General features: G+C 35.0%; 15 protein-coding genes. 14 read left to right on the top strand and 1 reads right to left on the bottom strand.

Features of this window, described 5'->3' with window-relative positions; genetic code table 11:
• Positions 1-110: 110 nt before the first annotated feature.
• From OEA66_RS19345 to serS, 11 genes are all read left to right on the top strand, one after another.
• Positions 111-2,252, top strand: a complete 2,142-nt coding sequence (locus OEA66_RS19345) for a peptidylprolyl isomerase (RefSeq protein WP_267282953.1) — start codon at positions 111-113, stop codon at positions 2,250-2,252.
• 129 nt (positions 2,253-2,381) lie between these two features.
• Positions 2,382-3,332, top strand: coding sequence for an MlaD family protein (locus tag OEA66_RS19340; protein WP_267282952.1), 951 nt, complete (start codon positions 2,382-2,384; stop codon positions 3,330-3,332).
• 10 nt (positions 3,333-3,342) lie between these two features.
• Complete coding sequence (locus OEA66_RS19335; protein WP_267282951.1) at positions 3,343-4,674, top strand: 4Fe-4S dicluster domain-containing protein; 1,332 nt, start codon at positions 3,343-3,345, stop codon at positions 4,672-4,674.
• A gap of 81 nt (positions 4,675-4,755) precedes the next feature.
• Entirely contained in the window at positions 4,756-5,541 is a 786-nt protein-coding gene (locus OEA66_RS19330; protein ID WP_267282950.1) for a (Fe-S)-binding protein, read from the top strand.
• Between the two features lie 31 nt (positions 5,542-5,572).
• Positions 5,573-6,703: a hypothetical protein gene (locus tag OEA66_RS19325; protein ID WP_267282949.1), complete on the top strand. Its 1,131-nt coding sequence runs from the start codon at positions 5,573-5,575 to the stop codon at positions 6,701-6,703.
• Between the two features lie 23 nt (positions 6,704-6,726).
• A complete protein-coding gene (locus OEA66_RS19320) occupies positions 6,727-7,215 on the top strand; it encodes a hypothetical protein (RefSeq protein ID WP_267282948.1) in 489 nt (162 codons plus the stop codon).
• 5 nt (positions 7,216-7,220) lie between these two features.
• The gene (locus OEA66_RS19315; RefSeq protein WP_267282947.1) at positions 7,221-8,342 is read left to right on the top strand and encodes a glycosyltransferase; all 1,122 of its coding nucleotides are present in this window, start codon (positions 7,221-7,223) and stop codon (positions 8,340-8,342) included.
• The gene (locus OEA66_RS19310) at positions 8,339-9,571 is read left to right on the top strand and encodes an oligosaccharide flippase family protein (RefSeq protein ID WP_267282946.1); all 1,233 of its coding nucleotides are present in this window, start codon (positions 8,339-8,341) and stop codon (positions 9,569-9,571) included. The genes OEA66_RS19315 and OEA66_RS19310 overlap by 4 nt, the downstream gene beginning before the upstream one ends.
• Before the next feature lie 3 nt (positions 9,572-9,574).
• Positions 9,575-11,476 (top strand): asparagine synthase (glutamine-hydrolyzing), encoded by a 1,902-nt coding sequence (gene asnB, locus OEA66_RS19305; protein ID WP_267282945.1) that lies wholly within the window; start codon positions 9,575-9,577, stop codon positions 11,474-11,476.
• A 34-nt stretch (positions 11,477-11,510) separates the two neighbouring features.
• The gene (locus OEA66_RS19300; RefSeq protein ID WP_267282944.1) at positions 11,511-12,020 is read left to right on the top strand and encodes a hypothetical protein; all 510 of its coding nucleotides are present in this window, start codon (positions 11,511-11,513) and stop codon (positions 12,018-12,020) included.
• Positions 12,021-12,133: 113 nt separating this feature from the next.
• On the top strand, positions 12,134-13,402 hold the full coding sequence (gene serS / locus OEA66_RS19295; protein WP_267282943.1) for a serine--tRNA ligase: 1,269 nt from the start codon (positions 12,134-12,136) through the stop codon (positions 13,400-13,402).
• 129 nt (positions 13,403-13,531) lie between these two features.
• On the opposite strand, the gene OEA66_RS19290 is transcribed toward serS, so the two are convergent.
• Positions 13,532-14,095: a hypothetical protein gene (locus tag OEA66_RS19290; protein WP_267282942.1), complete on the bottom strand. Its 564-nt coding sequence runs from the start codon at positions 14,093-14,095 to the stop codon at positions 13,532-13,534.
• Between the two features lie 665 nt (positions 14,096-14,760).
• On the opposite strand from OEA66_RS19290, the gene OEA66_RS19285 reads away from it, so the two are divergent.
• The 3 genes from OEA66_RS19285 to OEA66_RS19275 form a co-directional block, all read left to right on the top strand.
• Entirely contained in the window at positions 14,761-16,365 is a 1,605-nt protein-coding gene (locus OEA66_RS19285; RefSeq protein ID WP_267282941.1) for a T9SS type A sorting domain-containing protein, read from the top strand.
• Positions 16,366-16,368: 3 nt separating this feature from the next.
• Positions 16,369-19,233, top strand: coding sequence for a hypothetical protein (locus OEA66_RS19280; RefSeq protein ID WP_267282940.1), 2,865 nt, complete (start codon positions 16,369-16,371; stop codon positions 19,231-19,233).
• 8 nt (positions 19,234-19,241) lie between these two features.
• A partial coding sequence (locus OEA66_RS19275) for a DUF6443 domain-containing protein (protein ID WP_267282939.1) occupies positions 19,242-21,141 on the top strand: 1,900 nt, incomplete at its 3' end.

The raw sequence follows: 21,141 nt of genomic DNA, 5'->3' as shown, positions 1-21,141 counted from the left end.
TTCCATTTTAATAGTAATTGAATTTTAAAAATTAAAAACACGACTTATATTTCTGTAATTTCTTAAAAATGTGTATTTTCGCACACTGATATAAAAACTATATTTATAAAATGGCAATTTTAGGACAGATTAGAAGTAAACCTTGGCTATTGATGGGAGTTATTGCATTAGCACTTTTGGCTTTTTTGGTAAATCCTGACAGTATTGATAAGGTTTTCGGAAAAAACCCTGATGTTTTAGGAAAAGTAAATGGTGAGAAAATTACCCGTGAAGAGTATAATGATCAGCTTTTCGTATTACAGCAGCAAGCTGAGCAACAACAGCAACCAAAAACCGGACTTGAAGAGCAGGCTTGGCAATTGCTTGTACAATCGAAATTGGTAAAGCAGCAATTTGAAAAAATGGGCTTTGAAATGACAGATGATTTGTTCTGGAATCAAATTCAGTATGATCAAATGTTTGCTCAGAATCAACAGTTGTTTGACGAAAAAGGTAATTTCAAACTTCAGGAATTGAAGAAAGAAGTTGAAACTTTGCAAAATACCAATCCTGAAGCGTACAGTCAATGGCTGAAAACAAAAAAAACTATTGAGTACAGAATAATGGCAAGACAGGTTTTTGCTAATATTTCTACAGGAATCACAACTGGTAAAAAAGAAGCTGAAGAATTAATGAAAGAAAGAGATCAGCTTGCTGATATTGATTTCGTGAAAGTTGATTATGCTTCTTATCTTCAGAAAAATAAAATCAAAGTTACGACTGAAGATTTATCAAAATATATCAACGAGCATCCGGTTCAATTTAAAACTGAACCAAGCAGAAACTTAGGAATTGCATTTTTCCCTTCTAAGCCTAGTCCTGCTGATGAAGCTGCGGTACAAAAAGATATTACAAAAATCTTTTCAGGAGGTACTGATGCGAGTGGAGGAAAGGAAAATTTCCAAAACACAACAAACGATTCTATGTTTGTAATGGCAAATTCTGATATGCCTTACAATAATACATATGTTCAGGCAAACCAAATGCCTCAAGGTTTACAAGGTAAAATCGAAACTGCTGCAATCGGACAAGTTTTTGGTCCTTACAAAGAGCAGAATCTTTATGTACTTTCTAAATTAGTTGATAAAAAACCGTCTGATTCTACATTGTCAAATCATATCTTAATCGCTTATAAAGGTGCTGAAAGGTCTACGGCAACAAGATCAAAAGAAGAAGCTAAGAAAATTGCTGATAGTTTAATGGCAGGAATTAAAGCTAATCCTGCGAAATTTACTGAAGGTCTTAAGCTTTCTGACGAGCCAGGTGCTGCTGAAAGAAAAGGAAGTGTGGGTTGGACGACTCCTCAAAGTCAGTTTGCTCCGGGATATTTAGCATTTTTGGCTAATAATCCTAAAGGAACAACTGGTTTAGCTGAAACAGCTTTCGGTTACCATATTATCAATATCGAAGATAAAAAAGCTGGAACGATGGGGTATAAAGTTGCACACATCGTAAAAACAATCAAGCCTTCTGATGCTACTGAAGCTGAAGTTGATAAAAAAGCAAGAAGATTTATCCAACAAATTCAAGGAAAATCTTACAACGATTTCGTGAATATTGCTAAAAAATCAAACTACCAATATTCTAATGCTAAAACAGCAAAAAGATTTGACGGTCAGTTGCAAGGTTTGGGAACTGATAAAGATGGAGAAATCATTGCTTGGGCTTTCGATAAGAAAAGAGAAAAAGGAGATACAGAATTCTTTACAGTAGAAGGGACAGGTGATAAAATTGTTGTTTACTTAAACGGAAAACAAGAAAAAGGTCTTGCAGATCCTGAATCTGTAAGAGAGCAAATTGAAACAATTGTTCAAAATAAAATGGCTGCAAAACAGATTTCAGAGAAAATCGGAAAAGCAGGGAATTTAGATCAAGTTGCTAAAACTTTTGCTACAACAAAACAGTCTGCACAGGTTAATATGCTTAACCCTTCTGTAGCTGGAGCAATGGAGCCTAAAGTTGCAGGTGCTGCATTTGGTATTGCAAAAGGTAAAACTTCAAACCCAATTGAAGGTGGAACTGGAGTTTATGTTATCGTTAAGAAAAACGAAACTGTAAACAAGCAACCAGGAGATGCAAAACAGTTTACAGAGTCTGTTACTCAGAGAAATCAAGGAATGTTTGGTCAGGCTTGGTTGAAGAGTTTACAAGATAATGCAGATATCGATGATTATAGAATCGAAATCTGGAGCAAAATTGGAAATCAACAATAAGAATCTGATTTAAAAATATAAAAGCGTCAAAATTATTTTGGCGCTTTTTTTGTATTTAACGCAGAGCAATAAAGAGATACATTAATTTAAAATGTACTATATTTGCTAACATTAGAAAAAATTTAACAAGTGAAATTCAGTAAAGAATTAAAAGCTGGTTTAATATCGCTTTTGGCCATTATTGGCTTCGTGATTTTATTTCAGTTTATGAAAGGTAGAAGCCTTTTTACTACCGACAATATATTTTACGCAAAATATGATAATGTGGAAGGTTTAACACAATCTTCCCCAGTTTCCATTAATGGTTTGAAAGTAGGGCAGGTTGACAAAATCCTTCCTCAAACATCTAAAGATGGAAAAATTCATTTTATTGTTAAAATTACTGTTGATGATAATTTTGAATTTTCAAAAAACTCTAATCTTGAGATTTTTGAACCTAGTTTAATGGGCGGTAAAGAGATGAGAGTTAATCTTTTTTATGGCGGTCCTACTGCAAAAGACGGAGATACTTTAAAAGGTGCTTTCAAATTGGGAATGATGAACAGTCTTTCTTCTCAGGTTGGCCCGGTAAAAGATCAGTTGCAAACTGTTTTGCATAGAGTAGATTCTTTGATGGCAAATGCGAATATGGTGATGAATGCTCAAAACAGAGAAGAAATCAAAGCTTTGCTTCATAATTTAAACAAAACTGTTGGTGCATTAGAAACAACTGCGGGAAGCGTAAACAGACTGGTTGGAAACAACGATCCTAAACTTCAGAAAGTTTTAGACGAGGCAAGTCTTACCATGAAAAGTGGTAAAGTTACCTTAGATAAATACGGAAATCTTGCAGAAAGTATTGATACAAAACAGTTGAATCAAACCATTGCTAATTTGGATCAAACAGTTGGTAAGTTGAATAGTGTAGTTTCTGGAATTGACAAAGGCGAAGGAAGTTTAGGTAAAATCATGAAAGACGATCAGTTATATAACAATCTGAATTCTGCTTCTACCAACTTGAATTCTTTAATTGAAGATATGAAAGCCAATCCTAAGAGATACATCAATTTCTCAGTTTTCGGTAAGAACAGTAAAGACTAAAATCTACGCTATGCAGTATCTTGATAATGTATTATTCCTGATTTTACTTATTGCAGGTTTCGGATTATTTGGAAAAAGTCTTCTGAAAATCTACAGGAACATCAGATTAGGAAGAGAAATCAACAGAAGTGACAGAAAAGCTGAGCGCTGGGAAACCATGGCAAGAGTTGCAATGGGACAAAGCAGAATGTCTGCAAGACCTATTGCGGGAATTCTTCACCTTTTTGTTTATGTGGGTTTTGTTATTATTAATATCGAATTAATTGAAATCATTATTGACGGTATCTTCGGAACTCACCGTTTTTTAGCAACAATTTTCGGGCATACTTTTTATAACTTTTTTACGGCAACATTAGAAATTTTAGCACTTTTAGTAATTATTGGAGTTGTACTTTTCTTTATCCGTAGAAATTTTTACGGAGTGAAAAGATTAACGATGAAAGAACTTTTCGGATGGCCAAAAAATGATGCCAACTGGATTTTAATTATCGAATTTGCTTTAATGGTCGCTTTCTTCACGATGAATTCTTCTGATTTCATTTTACAGCAAAGAGGAGTTTTAGAAGAGCATGGAAGTTTTCCAATCAGTCAAATAACTTTAGTTCCGTTTTTAGAGATTTTCAGTTTCGACAATATATTTTTAGAAGTTGTTGAAAGAGGAGCATGGTGGTTTCACTTTGTGGGAATCTTGTTCTTCATGAATTATCTTTATTATTCTAAACATTTACATATTATTCTTGCTTTTCCGAGTACTTGGTACGCAAATCTGGATTTGTATGGAAAGTTTAATAATCTTGAATCAGTTACCAAAGAAATCAAATTGATGATGGATCCGAATGCAGATCCTTATACTGCACCGGCAGAAGGTGCGGAAGAAGCTCCTTCAAAATTTGGAGCAGAAGATATTTTTGATTTAAATCAGGTTCAGCTTTTAAATGCCTATTCTTGTACAGAATGCGGAAGATGTACTTCGGTTTGTCCGGCAAATATTACAGGCAAGAAACTGTCTCCGAGATTGATTTTGATGAAAACCAGAGATCGTTTGGAAGAAGTTGGAAAAAATATTGATAAAAACGGAAAGTTTGAAGATGACGGCAAAAAGTTGTTGAATGATTATATCACGAAAGAAGAACTTTGGGCTTGTACAACCTGTAATGCTTGTACACAGGCTTGTCCGGTACTTTTAGATCCGCTATCTATTATTTTTGAAATGAGAAGATTCCTGGTAATGGAACAGTCGGCAGCGCCACAGGAATTAAACCTGATGATGACCAACGTAGAAAACAATGCCGCACCTTGGCAATACAATCAGGCTGACCGTCTGAATTGGGCAAAAGACTAATTAATCAAACAATAATAAATATAGCGATGTAACATCATTGATAAACTGTTACAATGTTATATTGATAAATTTGAAGCTGATATGGATTTCAATATAAAAACAATGGCGGAATACGCAATGGAAGGCAAATCTCCAGAAGTTCTTTTCTGGGTAGGATGTGCTGGAAGTTTCGATGACAGAGCCAAAAAAATAACCAAAGCTTTCTGCAAAATTTTAAATAAAATAGGAGTTGAATTTGCTGTTTTAGGACAGGAAGAAAGCTGTACCGGTGATCCCGCAAAACGTGCAGGAAACGAGTTTGTTTTCCAGATGATGGCCATGACAAACATTGAAGTTCTGAATGCTTACGACGTGAAAAAAATCGTTACGGCTTGTCCGCACTGTTTTAATACACTTAAAAATGAATATCCGAATTTAGGCGGGAATTATGAAGTAATTCATCACACTCAGTTTTTAAGACAATTGATGAATGAAGGCAGGTTGAAAATTGAAGGCGGAACTTTCAAAGGCAGAAGAATTACTTTTCATGACCCATGTTATTTGGGAAGAGCAAACGGTGAGTATGAAGCTCCAAGAGAACTCTTGGAAAAACTTGATGCCGAATTAATTGAAATGAAGCGTTGCAAAACCAATGGTCTTTGTTGTGGAGCGGGTGGAGCACAGATGTTTAAAGAACCTGAAAAAGGGAATAAAGACATCAATATTGAAAGAACTGAAGAGGCTTTATCTTTCGAGCCCAAAGTGATTGCAACAGGTTGTCCTTTCTGCAATACGATGTTAACAGATGGTGTGAAGCATTTTAATAAAAATCACGAAGTAGAAGTAAAAGATATTGTAGAACTTTTGGCAGAAGCTGAAGATCTATAAAAGTTTTCCTGAAAGGATAAATCTTGTGTTTATGAAATTAAAATGGGGTTTATCCTTTCTTTTATTTATTCTTGGACTAAGTTTTCTTACTTATTCCTGTTATCAAAATAGAGTTTACGATTGGGATATGCCTGGTTATTTGGGCAGTATTTACTCTTGGGATTATCCTGATCATCCTCAAAAAGTACATGAGCTTACTTATTCCAGTATGAAAAGGGAAGCTCCGCAAGAAAAGTACAGCGATATTGTGGGTTTAAATTTACCCAATAAAGTTTTCGAGAAAAATTACAGCGCATTTTCTGAACAAATTCCTTATTATAAAATAAAAGTTGGCTTTAATGCTGCAGTGTATGTTTTGTATAAATGCGGGTTTTCGGGACCTTCTTCTGTATTGTTAGTCAATATTATTGCTTATTTTATTTCCGGAATTCTTCTGTTTTTATTTCTGAAATATTTTTTTCCAGATAATTATTTTATCGCTCCGGTTCTGTCACTTTTTGTGATGTGGATTCCCGCTATGAGAGGAATGGCAGAAAATCCTACACCCGATATGTTTTTGCTTGTGTTCATGATGCTTTTTGTAATAAGTGTTTTGCAAAAGAGAAGTAGCTTAATTCAATTTGTCTTTTTGCTGTGTTGTGTTTTAATACGACCTGATTATATTTTATTTGCATTGAGCTTTCTGTTTGTTCGTTTCATATATGAATATTTTAATGAGTCAAAAAAAATCAATTACCACTTAATTTTACAAGGTTTCCTTTTCGTTTCAATTTATATTTTTATTATTAAAATACATCATTATCCAGGTTGGAAAGATGTTTTTTATGACAGTTTTATCTCAAGAAGAGTTGTTATATCAGCCGAAAAAGCAGATTTTACTTTTAAACAATATTGGGATATTTTAATTTTTAAATTGATCAATTTTAAAAGAATAACACTGGTTTCTTTCGTTTTGGTTTTCTTGATTTTCTATTTTTCAAAAGACTTGTGGATGAGGATTTTGGCAATTTTGTTTTTTGCAAATATTTATATAAAATTTGTTTTCTTTCCTGATGGTGGGACTTTGAGATTCTTTTTGGGATTTGTAGTCTTACTTTTTATGGTTCTTCTTTACGTTTTAAGCAAAAAATATGATGGTTTTAAACTCAGGAAAATTGCGTAATTTTATACTTTAATTTATGCAAAATGAAAATTGAAGAATCTAATATTGTTGAAGCAAACGATTACAGAGTTATCATATATCCAGCCTCGAGACCTTTTAGTACAAAAGAAGCTAAGGTAATTACCGAAAAATTATACGACTTTTTAGCAGGTTGGGCAGCGCACGGAAAACCACTTTCCTCATCGTTTAAAATCGAAAAAAATCAGTTTATCATTATCTGTGTAGATGAAGAAAAAGAAATGGCTTCAGGATGCAGTATCGATGCTTTAGGTAAAATAATGAGAGAAATTGATGCAGAATATCAATTGGGATTGTTCGACAGAATGAAAGCCAGTTTTGTAGAAAATGGCGAAGTAAAAACGCTAAAGTTAATAGATTTTAAAAATCAAATCAGAAACGGTGAACTCTCAAAAGAGATTGAAGTTTTCGATTTTTCTAAAAATACCTATCTTGAGTTTTTAGGAAATTTCCTTTTGCCATTTAACAAAAGCTGGGCTGTTACGATAAAATAATTTTTTTGAAAATACTCTTTATTTCTTCGTGGTTTCCAAGTGAGGTAGAGCCTACAAATGGGAATTTTGTACAACGTCATGCCGAAGCAGCAGCTCTTCTGAACGACGTTGAAATATTGCATTCCATCGGAGATTTTTATCAGAAAGAAAAGTATAGAGTAGAAGAGAATATTATTAATGGGATCAGAACCTTAATTATATATTATAAAAATTCAAAGAATCCGATTCAGAATTTTTACCGTCGTATGAAATCTTACCAATTAGGATTTTCAAAAATGAGAAAACCTGATGTAGTTCATGCCAATGTAATGCACAATTCGATGCTTTTTGCGGTCTATTTAAAGAAGAAATTTAAGATTCCCTATGTTATTACCGAACATTGGACTGCATTTCAGGAAAATGCTTCAGATTCTTTAGGTTTCGTGGGAAATTTTATTGCAAAAGTTATTGGTAACAATGCGTCAAAAATTTTACCTGTTTGTGAAAGACTCGAAAGAGGAATCAGAAATAATGGAGTAAAAACGCCCATAGAAATAATTCCAAATGTTGTAGATACTGATGTTTTTAAACTCAGGAATGATGACGGGAAAAGAACCAAATTTCTCCATATATCAAGCCTGACTTACATGAAAAATATTCCGGCTATTTTGGATGTTTTTCTGAAACTGCATAAAAATGGATACGAATTTGAACTTTCCATTGGCGGAGATGGCGACACTAAACCTATCGCTGATTTTATACATAAACATGATTTAGTTGATAAAATAAATTATTTTTCTACACTTTCTCATGCGGAAGTAGCCAAGAAAATGAAAGATCATGATGCTTTTGTTTTGTTCAGCAGGTATGAAAATCAGCCTTGTGTAATCAGTGAATCCATGAGTGTGGGCTTATTTGTTTTCAGTTCTGATGTAGGTGGGATTTCTGAATTTTTTCCGGATAAATTTGGGGTTTTAATTGAAAAAGAGGATTCTGAAAGTCTTTATAAAGCATTAGAAAACTATCTTCAATATAAAACTGAAATTGCACCAACTGATGAAATGCATCTTTATGCCGTAAAAACTTTTGGCAAAAAAGCGATTTCAGAAAAATTTGATAAAAACTATCGTGAGGTCCTGCAATCATGAAAGCTTTCATACAGGATTTTATTGCAAAAAAAGGAATTTGGGTGGGCTCATCACTTCTCATTTCAAGGCTTTCTGCTTTTCTGCTCACCATATTTGTTGCTAGGATTTTAACCAAAGAAGATTTTGGTGTTGTCACCTTTGGGCTCAATTTTCTTACAATTTTTCTCGCATTTTCGGGTTTTGGCGCTTCACAGGGAGTTTTGAGGTTCGGATCTGTTATAAAAGATGAAAAATCTAAAACAATATTATTCAGGTACGCATTTTCTTACGGTCTGATTTACAATTGTGTTCTAACCGGAATCATGTTTTCAGCAGCGTTGTTGCTGTATTGGAATGAAATTTCAAAAATAGAACTCATCGCACTTTTCAGCATTCGGTTTTTAGGAATTTATCTTGTCGAACAAAAAAAAGCAGAATATCGAGCTCAACATGATAATCAGTCTTTCGCGAAACTCGATATTTTTCTTTCGGTGGCTGCACTGATTTTAGGAGTTGTTATGACTCATTTTTCAGGAATGAAGGGGTTTATTGCAAGTTTATGTCTCGCTCCATTCTTCCTGTTTTTTTATGATTTTAAATTAAATTTTTCTTTAAAAAAACATCAATTCAAAGATTTTACGACAAAAGAATTCTGGAGATTTTCCTGGACGACAGCTTTAACTACACAAATCGGTGAACTCGTTTTCATTCTTGATATATTTTTTATCGGATTATTAATGGGCGATCATGATGTGGCAAACTATAAAGTCAGTTCGATGATTCCGATGAATATTTTGGTTTTAGGTTTTATTTTTATGCAGACCGAATATCCTAAACTTTGTCAGCATCATAAAGACAGAAAATACCAATATCATTTTATTTTCAATTACTGGAAGCTTTTTGCGATTCTAAGTATTGTCATTTTAGGAATTGGTTTTTTCTTTGAAAACGAAATTCTGTCAATTTTTGGCTCACAGTACAAAAACACAGAGATTTACAGGATACTTCTTGGTGGAGCGGTTGCATCTCTTTTATTCAGGGTTTTGTTTGTCTACATGCTCGCTTCGATCGGAAAGCCAATTTGGAATTTGGTGATTTCAGTTTTTATGCTGCTACTCACTTCTGTAAGTTTGTATGTAATTATTCCTCAATATGGGTTAATTGGTGTCTCGTATGTGACATTGGGTTGTCTCAGTTTATCAGGTATTTTGCCGATGTTTGCGTATTTTTACGAATCTAAAAAGCTTTAAATTATGTGCGGAATCTGCGGTTATTATTCATTTAAGAAAGAAATTTCTTCTAAAAATATTTTAGAGATGAATAATGCAATCCGTCACCGGGGTCCGGATGATGAAGGTTTCTGGATTTCTGATGGCTTTTATGGCAAATCTTTCTCAGGACATGATTCTACACAGAAAATCAAAGAAAATTTTCCTGTTCTAAATGAAAATTCTTCAAAAATTGCTTTAGGTTTTCGTCGACTTTCGATTCTTGATTTGTCTGAAAAAGGTCATCAACCGATGCTTTCTGACGATGAAAAAATTACAATCACTTTCAATGGTGAGATTTATAATTTTAAAAAGATCAGAAAAGAACTTGAAGATTTAAATTATCAGTTTGTAAGCAATTCGGATACGGAAGTTATTTTAAAATCTTACGAAGAGTGGGGAACTGAGATGTTTTCTAAGTTTGATGGGATGTTTGCAATTGCCTTGATTGATTTAAATGAGCAGAAACTTATTCTTGGAAGAGACAGAATCGGTTTAAAACCTTTATTTTATTTTAAAAATGATGCTGTTTTAGTTTGGGCTTCAGAAATAAAATCTATTCTGAAAAATGAATTCATCAAACCTGAAATCAATTGGAACGGAGTTTATACCAATTTTCTTTTTCAGACCACTTTAGCTGCGGAAACCTGTTTTCAGAATATATTTTCTTTAGAGCCGGCTTCTTTTTTAAGTTTAGATTTAAATAATTTAACGACATCAAAACAGTTTTATTGGAGTTTTCCTTCTGTTCAAGATGAAAATATAAAGGAAGAAGAAGCGGTTGCAAAAGTCAATCAACTCCTTTCTGAAAGTGTAAAAGAGCAGCTTTTTGCAGACGTTCCTGTCACAAGTATGATGAGCGGTGGAATCGATTCTACATTGATTACTGCGAAATCAAAACCTTTTAAAGATGATATTAATGCATTCACCATTTCTTATCAGTTTTCAGAAAGTGAAGTTGAAAATGCATCTTTGTTAGCTGAAAAAATTGATATTGAACATCATGTTAAAAAAGTTTCAGATGATGAAATTTTAAATCAATTAAAAGAAAATATTCAGCATTTTGAAGAACCTTACAGCAGTTTGGAAGTGTTGATGAACGCTGCAGAATATGCAAAGAATCTTGGTTTTAAAGTTGTTTTAAGCGGAAACGGTGCCGATGAACTTTTTGCAGGATATTCCCATTCTTTGAAACTGAATAAATGGCTTTCAATAAGGAAGTTAAATTTTATCCGTCATTTTATTTTCACAAATGATGATTTTTCTAAAAAAGTTAAAAATTACTTTTCTCAGGATGATATGCTGGATTTTTTCAGACAGAGCCAGGTCGGAATGAAACCATTTGAAGCTAAATCTGTTTTTGTGAAGAATATTTTTAATTCAATTCAAACCGATTTAAAGAATAAAAAGTTGTCTGAAGCCAAAGATTATCAGGGACTTTTTGAATATGATATGAAATATTCTTTGTCTTCACATCATGTTTTCAGAGATGATTTAAGTGCAATGAAATATGGGGTAGAATTCCGTTATCCTTATCTGAGTAACGATTTGATCGACTATATTTCTTCTTTACCTGAAAAATTACGCTACAACGGAATTCAAAATAAACCATTGTTAAGAAAAGTTGCTGAAAAGTATCTTCCTTCCCGGATTTTACAAATGCCAAAACGTGGATTTTCTTTTCCTTTATCGCATTTCATTAAGACTGAACCTAAAGTCAGAGCTTTTATTGTAGAGAATTTGGAAAGTTTAAAGAAGAGAAGCTTTTTTAATTCTGAAGTTATTGATGAGTGGTGGAGTAATCAAAAAAATGAATACGACTGTGTGAAAATCTGGCAATTGGTAACTTTTGAACTTTGGTATCAGAAATATTTTGAAAATGAGTAAACTTCTTTTTCATTAATATTTTATCTTTGTGGTAATGAAGAAATTATTTCCCTTATTGATGCTTTTCGGTCTTACACTTCTCAGCTGCGGAAGTGATGAAGATTCTCTGCAGAAAATTGACCAGATTATGAACATCTACATTCAGGATGCTTCGGGTAATAATTTGTTGGTTCCGAATAAAATTGGTTCTTATACGACAGTAGGTTTCAATGACGAATTAGCGCCTAAAGACGATGCTCCAGTAAGTATGTCTCGTAAAGAAGTTATTACCGATTCGATTTATAATTTAGAATATATTTCCGGAGCGACCAGAGAATTTGTAGAAGATGCAGCCGATGGAAGTAAAATCTATAAATCTGATCTGGAAGTTTCTTTAATCAAAAAATTGTCTGATACACAGAATGCTCCTGTAGTTTTAGACAGACTCGAGATATTTTACCGATCATCTGCTAATGTTTTTGAAGTCTCAAGAGTACTTTACAACAATCAATTGGTTTTTACCAAAATTCAGGATCAACCCAATAGGGTTACAATCATAAAATAATCTTAAATTTGCACAATTGCGGGATGTATGATGTCTTAATGATTGAATTTAAACACGTTTATTTTCATTAAGTAACATCAAAACCCTATCATCAAACACCCAACAACTAATTTATGTTACAGGTTCAATTTTTGCGCGACAATAAAGAACGCGTTTTAGAAGGTCTTCAGAAAAGACAATTCAAGAATCTTGAGTTGGTAGACGAGGCTATCGTTACCGATGAAGAAAGAAAGAAAATTCAGTTTGAATTAGATTCGCAACTTTCCGAAATCAATAAAATTTCCAAAGAAATTGGTATTTTAATGAAAGAAGGAAAAAGAGAAGAAGCAGAATCATCCAAATCTAAAACAGCACAGTTTAAAGAGTCGAGCGCAGAGTTGAAATCTCAATTGGAGGCTATCGAAAAAAAATTGCTTGATATTTTATATCAAATTCCAAACGTTCCTTACGAATTGGTAAAAGCAGGTGTTTCAGCAGATGATAACGAAATAATTTATCAGTCTCACGATGTGGAAGGTCTGGGAGAGGGAGCTATTCCTCACTGGGAACTGGCAAAAAAATACAACCTTATCGATTTTGAATTGGGGGTAAAGATTGCCGGAGCCGGTTTTCCTGTGTATTTCGGGAAAGGCGCAAGATTGCAGAGAGCTTTGGTTCAGTATTTCTTAGATAAAAATGTTGATGCTGGTTATCTTGAAGTAAATCCGCCTCACGTTGTAAATGAAGCTTCTGGGTACGGAACGGGGCAGTTGCCCGATAAAGAAGGTCAGATGTATTATATTAATGCAGATGATTTATATTTAATTCCAACCGCGGAAGTTCCGGTAACGAATTTATACCGTGATGTTTTGTTGGATGAAAAAGATCTTCCGATTAAAAATACGGCTTTTTCACAATGTTACAGAAGAGAAGCGGGGAGTTACGGAGCTCATGTAAGAGGTTTGAACCGTCTTCACCAGTTTGAAAAAGTAGAAATTGTAAGAATCGAAAAGCCTGAAAATTCTTATGCTGTTCTCGAAGAAATGGTAGTGCATATCAAAGGGATTTTGGAAGACCTTGAATTGCCTTACAGAGTGTTGAGATTGTGTGGTGGCGATACAGGTTTTGCTTCAGCAATGACGTATGATTTTGAAGTTTGGAGTGCTGCTCAGGAAAAATGGCTGGAAGTAAGTTCTGTTTCAAATTTTGAGACGTTCCAGGCAAACCGATTGAAGTGCCGTTATAAAGCAGACGGAAAATCTCAATTGGTTCATACTTTGAATGGCTCTGCAATGGCGTTACCGAGAATTATGGCGGCTTTGCTTGAAAATAACCAAACAGAAGAGGGAATTAAGCTTCCTAAGAAAATCGCTGAGTATGCGAGATTTGAATTGATTAATTAATTTTAAGAAAATTTATATAATAAAACCCACCGAACTTCGGTGGGTTTTGTCATTTTGACATATTATTTTGCAAGACTATCGCTGTACAGTCGCTGTACCCTTTCTGTACCCTTCATCGTTTTCTTGATATTATAATGTTTTGGTCTCTTCTGTCAAATTGGCAGGTGCATCAGATGCCGTTACTGTGATTTTATCACCTGCTAAATCAGGATTGGATGCTGTTGCAGTATAAATCCACTCGGCACCATTATTTACTGCTGCTCCCTGCTCTACCAGACTTCCATCTGCGTTCTCTATTTTCACATTGACTGATACGACTCCAAAATCATCTGTAGCCATAATTTTGATAATATCTCCAGGATTCCCTGTATATCCAGATAGGTTGATTTCTTCAATGTCCGGAGCGTTTAATAAATCGGCGACAGCTACGTTATAGGTGCTCATCCCAATAGAATTATCAGACTTAGCCTCGTACAATTGTCTTTTAACCGGATCATTCAAAACTGCTTTTGCATATAAGACTGCTTTTTGGAATCTTAGTTTGTGTGCTTCCTGCTTATCCGAAAGTTCACCTGTTCGTTCTTTCGGAGCTTTTGAAACGATGGTTTTTCCGTTTCTTTGGCTGAACACCAATAAATCTCCTACTTTTCCACTTAATCCGTGGGTTACAATGTTGTTTTTACTTTCTGCCATTTTTATGTTTTTTAATTGTGAATCAAATATATAAAAATAATTATATTCAATACAGGTAGGGATATAATTATTTAAATTAAATGCATTTTGTGTGAGTTTATTTCAGATTTGTTTTCTTAATTATTAATTTATCATAATATTTACCCAATTAAATTACGTCTTATAAATCATCATATTTAATGCAATGATGAAATTTTAAAAATATTTATTATATTCGCAATAGATTTTAACGAAAAAAATAAAAGCGTAAGCTATCATAATTGGTATTAGAAAACCGCGAATTTTCTCTAAAAGACCAAATTTTGATAGACTTACGCCTGTGTCAACTACTGGCGCGGGCGTAGTCTTTCTGGTCTTTGGGCTCTTCGCGGTGCCTCTAATACGGATCGACTTCTGCTCTGCGCCTTTCTTATTTTCTATAATCAAAAATCAGTTTAATAAAAGAAAGTTTTGAATTAAAAATACTACGTCATCGTTTGTCGTATTTGCGATTGATATTTGCATTAAAGTAGGTTATAACATCAACACAAACAGATGAAATGGAAAAAAGAACATTTAAAATTAAAAAATCATCAATTTTTAACCAACCTTATGGTTTTCCTCATAGCAGGAAATAAATATAGTTTTATATTAGCAAAAATTTAATAATCATAAAAGCTCAAATTATGAAAAAACTCTACATGAGTGCATACTTTTTATGTGCTGTCACGGGCTTTTCAGCCCAAGAAGTTTTGTGGCAGAAAGACATTAAATCCTCTACGCAGGATTTTCTTTCGCAGGTTACCACAACCATCGACCAGCAATATCTTATCACAGGTAGTTCCATTCAGACCAAAAACCAACAACTATCAACCAACAACCAAAACAACGGTTACGATTTCCATTTGGTAAAACTTGACCAACAAGGGAAGGAAGTTTGGGAAAAGTATTTCTCAGGACAGAATCATGATTTTTTATCGGCAACAGTTGCTACACAGGAAGGAGGTTTTCTTTTAGCCGGAACTTCATTCTCAGGAAAAGGTTTAGATAAAAAAGATGACTCTAAAGGTGGTTCTGATGTCTGGCTGATAAGAATCAATGAATTCGGAGACGAGCTTTGGCAAAAAACCTTGGGAACTTCACAAGATGAAGAAGCAAAGTCTGTCATTCAAACCACTAATTTTGGATTTATGGTGGCAGGAAATGTTCAGAATTCACGCAACGGTTTTGGCTCTAAAGATGTCACGGTGACCACATTGGATAAAAATGGGAAAGTTCTTTCGGAACTGATTTTAGGTGGAAGAGGTTTGGATGAAGTGGAAAAAATGATTCCAACTCCGGACGGAGGTGCTTTGCTGGGGATGTATTCCAGAAGTTCAGAATATGCCGGAAGTGGGAAGCGGGAGGATGGAAGTTCGACGATCAGCTATCAACCAAAAACCACCAACAATTTCGGAGAAGGCGATTTCTGGATTGTAAAGCTGAACAACGACGGAAAAGTGGAATGGGAAAAGAATTTCGGAGGTAAAGGAGATGATCATTTAAGAACCATGGCTTTTACTTCATCAGGATATATCATTGGCGGAGAATCGAGATCTGAAAGATCAGGAAATAAAACCGTCGGAATTGAAGAAGGAACAGACATTTGGTTAATTTCTTTAAATACAAAAGGTGATGAACAGTGGCAGAAATCGTATAATTTTAAAAACCGTGATATTCTGATGAGCATGAATGTGATCAGCGGCAAACCATCAACCGACAACCGACAGCCATCAACCAAAGGCGTTTTGCTGGGCGGTTACACTCAGGCGGAAGGAAGAATTGAAGCCGATGATGAAACGTTTTGGATGTTATATATTGATAATAATGGCAATGAGCAGTGGAGAAAACACGTAAAAGGAGAATCGAGAAAAAAAGAGGAAAGACTTTCTGATCTGAAGATGAACAAGGACGGTTCGATTGTCTTGGCAGGAACGAGTGCTGAAGAATTGGGAAAAGAAAACTGGAAGATTGTGAAATTGGGAGACAGCCAGATTGATCAGCTAATCGAAAAGCAGGATATTAAGATTTATCCGAATCCGGTTTCAGATTACTGTTATGTAGAAGTTGGTTTTGATTTTAAGGAAGCGGAGATTATTCTTTATGATATGGGCGGAAGACAATTGCAAAGTCTGAAAACTAAGAATAAAGTAACAAAGATAAATACGCAGAATTTGATTCAGGGAGCTTATCTGATTGTTGTGAAAACGGATACTGAGAAAACTGCGAATGCTAAATTGATAAAAAAATAAAACATGATGAAAAAAATTTTAACAATATTACTATTCCTGATAAATCTTGCCGTTATAGGTCAGGCATACGAGTCTACCATACCGGGATTAAATATCACAGCCCCATCGGCTTCAGGTATTGCCAGCAAAATTAAATCTCCTTCAGCGCTTTCTACAGGTATTCCTGAAATAGGAATTCCATTCTTTTCATTAGCAACTCATGATAAAAATGTTTCTTTTAATCTTGGATTAAGCTATCATCCCAACAATACATTTATGGAAAGCAAGGCAAGTGATGTGGGATTAGGATGGAACTTATCGGGATCCGTTAATCTTATTTACCGGGAAGTAAATCCTGCTAACGGAATCCCTACCGATAAATATCATTTTAGTTTTTTAGGTAAAGCAGGAAGTTTTCAGTTTAGAGATCAGATACTTTCTAAAATTACAGAGAATCAGTATAAGATTTCTGCCACAGAAACGGGAACCAATCTTTATAAATTTAAGATTATTGACGAAAACGGGATTTCTTATTATTTTGAGACGCTGGATAATTCTTATTATTTTCAGGATGGAAATGGAGGCATGAATAATGCATTTACAGGATGTTATTATCTCACAAAAATTGATGATGCCAATGGAAATGAGGTAGCAGTGTTTGAATATCAACAGGATAATTACACAGTACCCAGATACATCAATACCCCCAATTACATTCAGATTCCTGTAAAACTATTAAAACCGAGTAAAATTACTTCCCCAGATTTTGGAAGTATTCATTTTGACTACACATTTAATGCGAATGATAGAAAATCATACCAGGATTCTTTTAGATTAAACTCCGTGGAACTTAGAAACAAAGCAGGTAAGCAAATCGAGAAATATGTAATGCAATCAACAGAGACTCCTATTAATTACCCTTTAGGATTTATCGCTCAGGGACCTAACTATGGTTGCCTTACCCAAGAAGAGCAATCAAAAAGATTATTGAACAAGGTTTTGAGATATGGAACAGGCACTTCGTATGAAACGACTGAGATTAAATATCCTATGTTCTATCCCGGAAATAATTTTGATTTCTTGGATTACTGGACAGAATATCCGAATTTTGATCAATCATACAAATGTTTTCCTGAAGAATATAAAAATCCTAAATATTTAGGAATTGGGCTATTGCAAAGTATCAAATATTCTAACGGGACTGAAGTAAAATACACTTTTGAACCCAATCAATATTTCGTAGATAAAAGCTCTCCCGATTATGCCACATCTCTACCACCCTACGAAGTGAAAGACAGAGAAGCTCAGTATTATGAAGATATTCTCACCTATCCGTTTGATGTACAGTCTGGTTCTAATGTAAAGACATTTACGCTTCCGTCTAATCCTGATGAAACTGATGGACACAGCTATCTTCTGTTTCATTTGGCAGTAGGTGAGCTGTATACCAACGGACCAATCCAGCCCGGAGATGGGAATTATTTTATCAATGGTACATTAACCGGAGGAGTTGATGGGAACAGTGGATACAAAAAATATCCACCAGGGCAAAACACATTCTCAATTAGTGGTACCGGAGGAAAAGGTACTGTTATTATTAAAAGGGTAAGGTATAAGTTTTTGCCTGTGGAAAATTATATAACCGGAAAAGGAGTTCGTATCAAAAAAATCGAATATCTTGACAATAATGTTGTGGCGGAAGCATTAACAAGAAAATATGAATACAAGAATTTTGACGGAAGCAATAAAACAAGCGGTTATCTTAATAACATTGAAGATGTACAGACCGTTGTCTACAAAAATGTGAAGGAAACGGTTGGGGAAAACAAAGGATATGCAAAATATTATTACAAAACACTTTTTGATAAAACTGAAGCAGTTCAGAATCCTCAGGATTCTCTGGTAGTTGTAGGAAACGAGATGCGTTATGTGAATATTTTGTCTAATGGGTTGCTTGAAAAAAAAGAAATCTATAACAGCAATAACCACTTAGTGCAAAAAGACACTATTATTTCAGATATGAGATCTCTAAGCAGCTCCTACATTGCTGTAGCAGATTACTATGGTGCAACGATAGATGCCATCAGAAACGGAATTGTTCAGAATCAAAAAACAATTTCTACGATTTACACTCCATCAGGTAATTATTCAAACACATCTGAAATTACAAGAGATATAAGTGACTACAATATTGTTTATCAAAAAACTACAGGAGCAGAAGGGACGGTTACAGAATCTAATATTACTTACCCCAAAGGAAGAGTCAATAGATTTGTCGCCAACAATGTGAAAAGTATTCCATTGGCTGTAGAAACCAAAAAGAATGGTACAGTCATTTCAAAATCAGAGACGAAGTTTGAGAATACAGCTAACTTCTATCCTACTTCACAGGTTAGCTTTTTACCGGATAATCTAAACCAGACCTTAAAAAGTACTTCTTATGATATCTATGATGACAAAGGAAACCCGGTACAGTTTACCGCTTTTCCAGATGCGGGTTCGGGTGGAGTTTCAACAACGATTATTTACGGATATAATAAAACGCTTCCTATTGCAAAAATAGAAGGTGCAAAACTTTCGGATATTCCTGCGAATCTTATAACTGCCATTGTGAACGCATCCAATGAAGATGCAGATGCTGCTCCGGCTCAAGAAGAAGCCAAAGAACAGGCACTTGTTACAGCTCTGAATACTTTTAAAAATGATCCTGCTGTTAGGAATTTTATGATTACCTGCTATACCTACAATCCATTGGTAGGAATCACCACCACAATTCCACCAAATGGGCTTATGGAACTATATAAATATGACTCTTTCAACAGACTTCTTAAAGTGGTAGATGTAAACGGAAATACGGTAAAAGAGCACCTATACAATTATAAAAACTAACACGAATCATGAAAAAACTTATTATCATATTTTTGTTGTTTGCGGCTCATTGTATATGGGCGCAAACATTGCCAAGCAACGAAAATTACATCTATACAAAAACCTATCTCTCAGCTGACGGAAGCAAGAAAACAGAAACCGTACAATATTTTGACGGTCTGGGAAGAGCCAAGGAAGTAATACAGGTAAAAGCAACAGTTTCAGGGAAAGATATTGTGGCGCCTGTTATCTATGACGAGTTGGGAAGATCGTCTAAAACACTTCTGCCAATTCCTGTGGCGACTTCTAACTATGCAGCACACAACACAACGGAAGCCGATGTCAATACCTATTATGGGGTTGCCAATGCTTTTACTGAGCAGAAGATTGAAGCTTCCCCTTTAGCCAGGGTCTTTGAAGTGGCTAATCCCGGGACAGAGTGGGCAATGTCTTCAGGGCATACCACCAAAATGCAGTATCTCACCAATATCGAATCTGATCAGGTGAAAAGATATAACACCGATGTATCTTGGGCAAATGCGACTTTAACGACAACCATTAGCAGTATTACATTCTATACTCCCAATCAGTTATGTAAAAGCGTTGTAACCGATGAAGACGGCAAAATAACCACAGAGTTTAAAAACTCTGAGGGGCAAACCATATTGCTGAGAAAAGGAACTGGTTCGGGAAAATTGGATACTTACTATGTCTACAATATTTACAATCAGCTGGCGTTTGTAATTTCTCCGAAAGCCGAACAGCAGATTGCCGCAAACAATAATGTCATCACTTCACAGATTTTAAATGAATTGTGCTATCAGTATGTGTATGACAACCGTTTCAGACAGGTAGAGAAAAAACTTCCCGGAAAAGGATGGGAATACATCGTGTATGACCAGCAAAACCGTGTGGTGGCTTCTCAGGATGCCAATATGAAAAACAATACCGAGCAGCCCAACCGATGGTTATTCTCCCGCTATGACAAGTTTGGAAGAGTGGTCTATACAGGGAAATTTACTGGAGGAACAAGGCTTCAAGAGCAAACCAATGCCAATGCAAAAGGTCTGAACAATGAAAACAGAAATACAGCATCATTTACCCTGAACGGGCAACAAATTTTCTATACCAATACAGCCTATCCTACTGCTGCATTTGTTCCTTACACGGTTAATTATTATGATTCTTATACGGCAACCGGTCTTGCTCCTACTTTTTATCCGCTTAATACGGATGTTTTGGAATTTTACATGGTCAACGGATCACAAAGTTTTTCCAGCAACGGGGTAAACAGCATCAGAAGTCTGAAATCTATGCCGACAAGCTCGTTTGTGAAAAATCTGGATGATGACAGCTGGTCTGCTTCACAAATATGGTATGATGCATTACTGAGACCGGTAGGAAGCAGGAGCGTTAATCATTTGGGAGGCTATACCAATACCGAAAAACAGCTTGACTTTTCGGGAGCCGTTTTAAAAGCCAATAGCTATCACAAAAAGACCAATGCAGACCCTTCTGAAATAGTGATAAAAGAAAGGTTTGTGTATGATGACCAGTTTAGAATGAAGCAGCATTACCATCAGGTAAATGGTAATCCCGAAGAGCTTCTTTCTGATTACACCTATAATGATCTGGGACAGGTTACCACTAAAAAAGTGGGCAATAATCTGCAAAGCATAGACTACACTTACAATATTCGGGGCTGGGTAACCAAAGTAAACAATCCCTCCAATCTCGGAACCGATCTTTTCGGATATGAGCTGAAGTTTGCATCTACCTCCAATGCATCCGTGGCACAGGCAAACTACAACGGAAACATCACTGAAATGATTTGGAAAAATTCGTCAGAAGATGTATTGAAAAAGTACAGTTACCAATATGACACCTACAACAGATTAACCGCAGCATTATATCAGGAGCCCAATTCTA

Source organism: Chryseobacterium luquanense (assembly GCF_026460945.1).
In the GTDB taxonomy this organism is placed as follows: domain Bacteria; phylum Bacteroidota; class Bacteroidia; order Flavobacteriales; family Weeksellaceae; genus Chryseobacterium; species Chryseobacterium luquanense.
The sequence above is the reverse complement of the archived record's forward strand: the minus strand, read 5'-3'. Positions and strand labels throughout refer to the sequence as shown.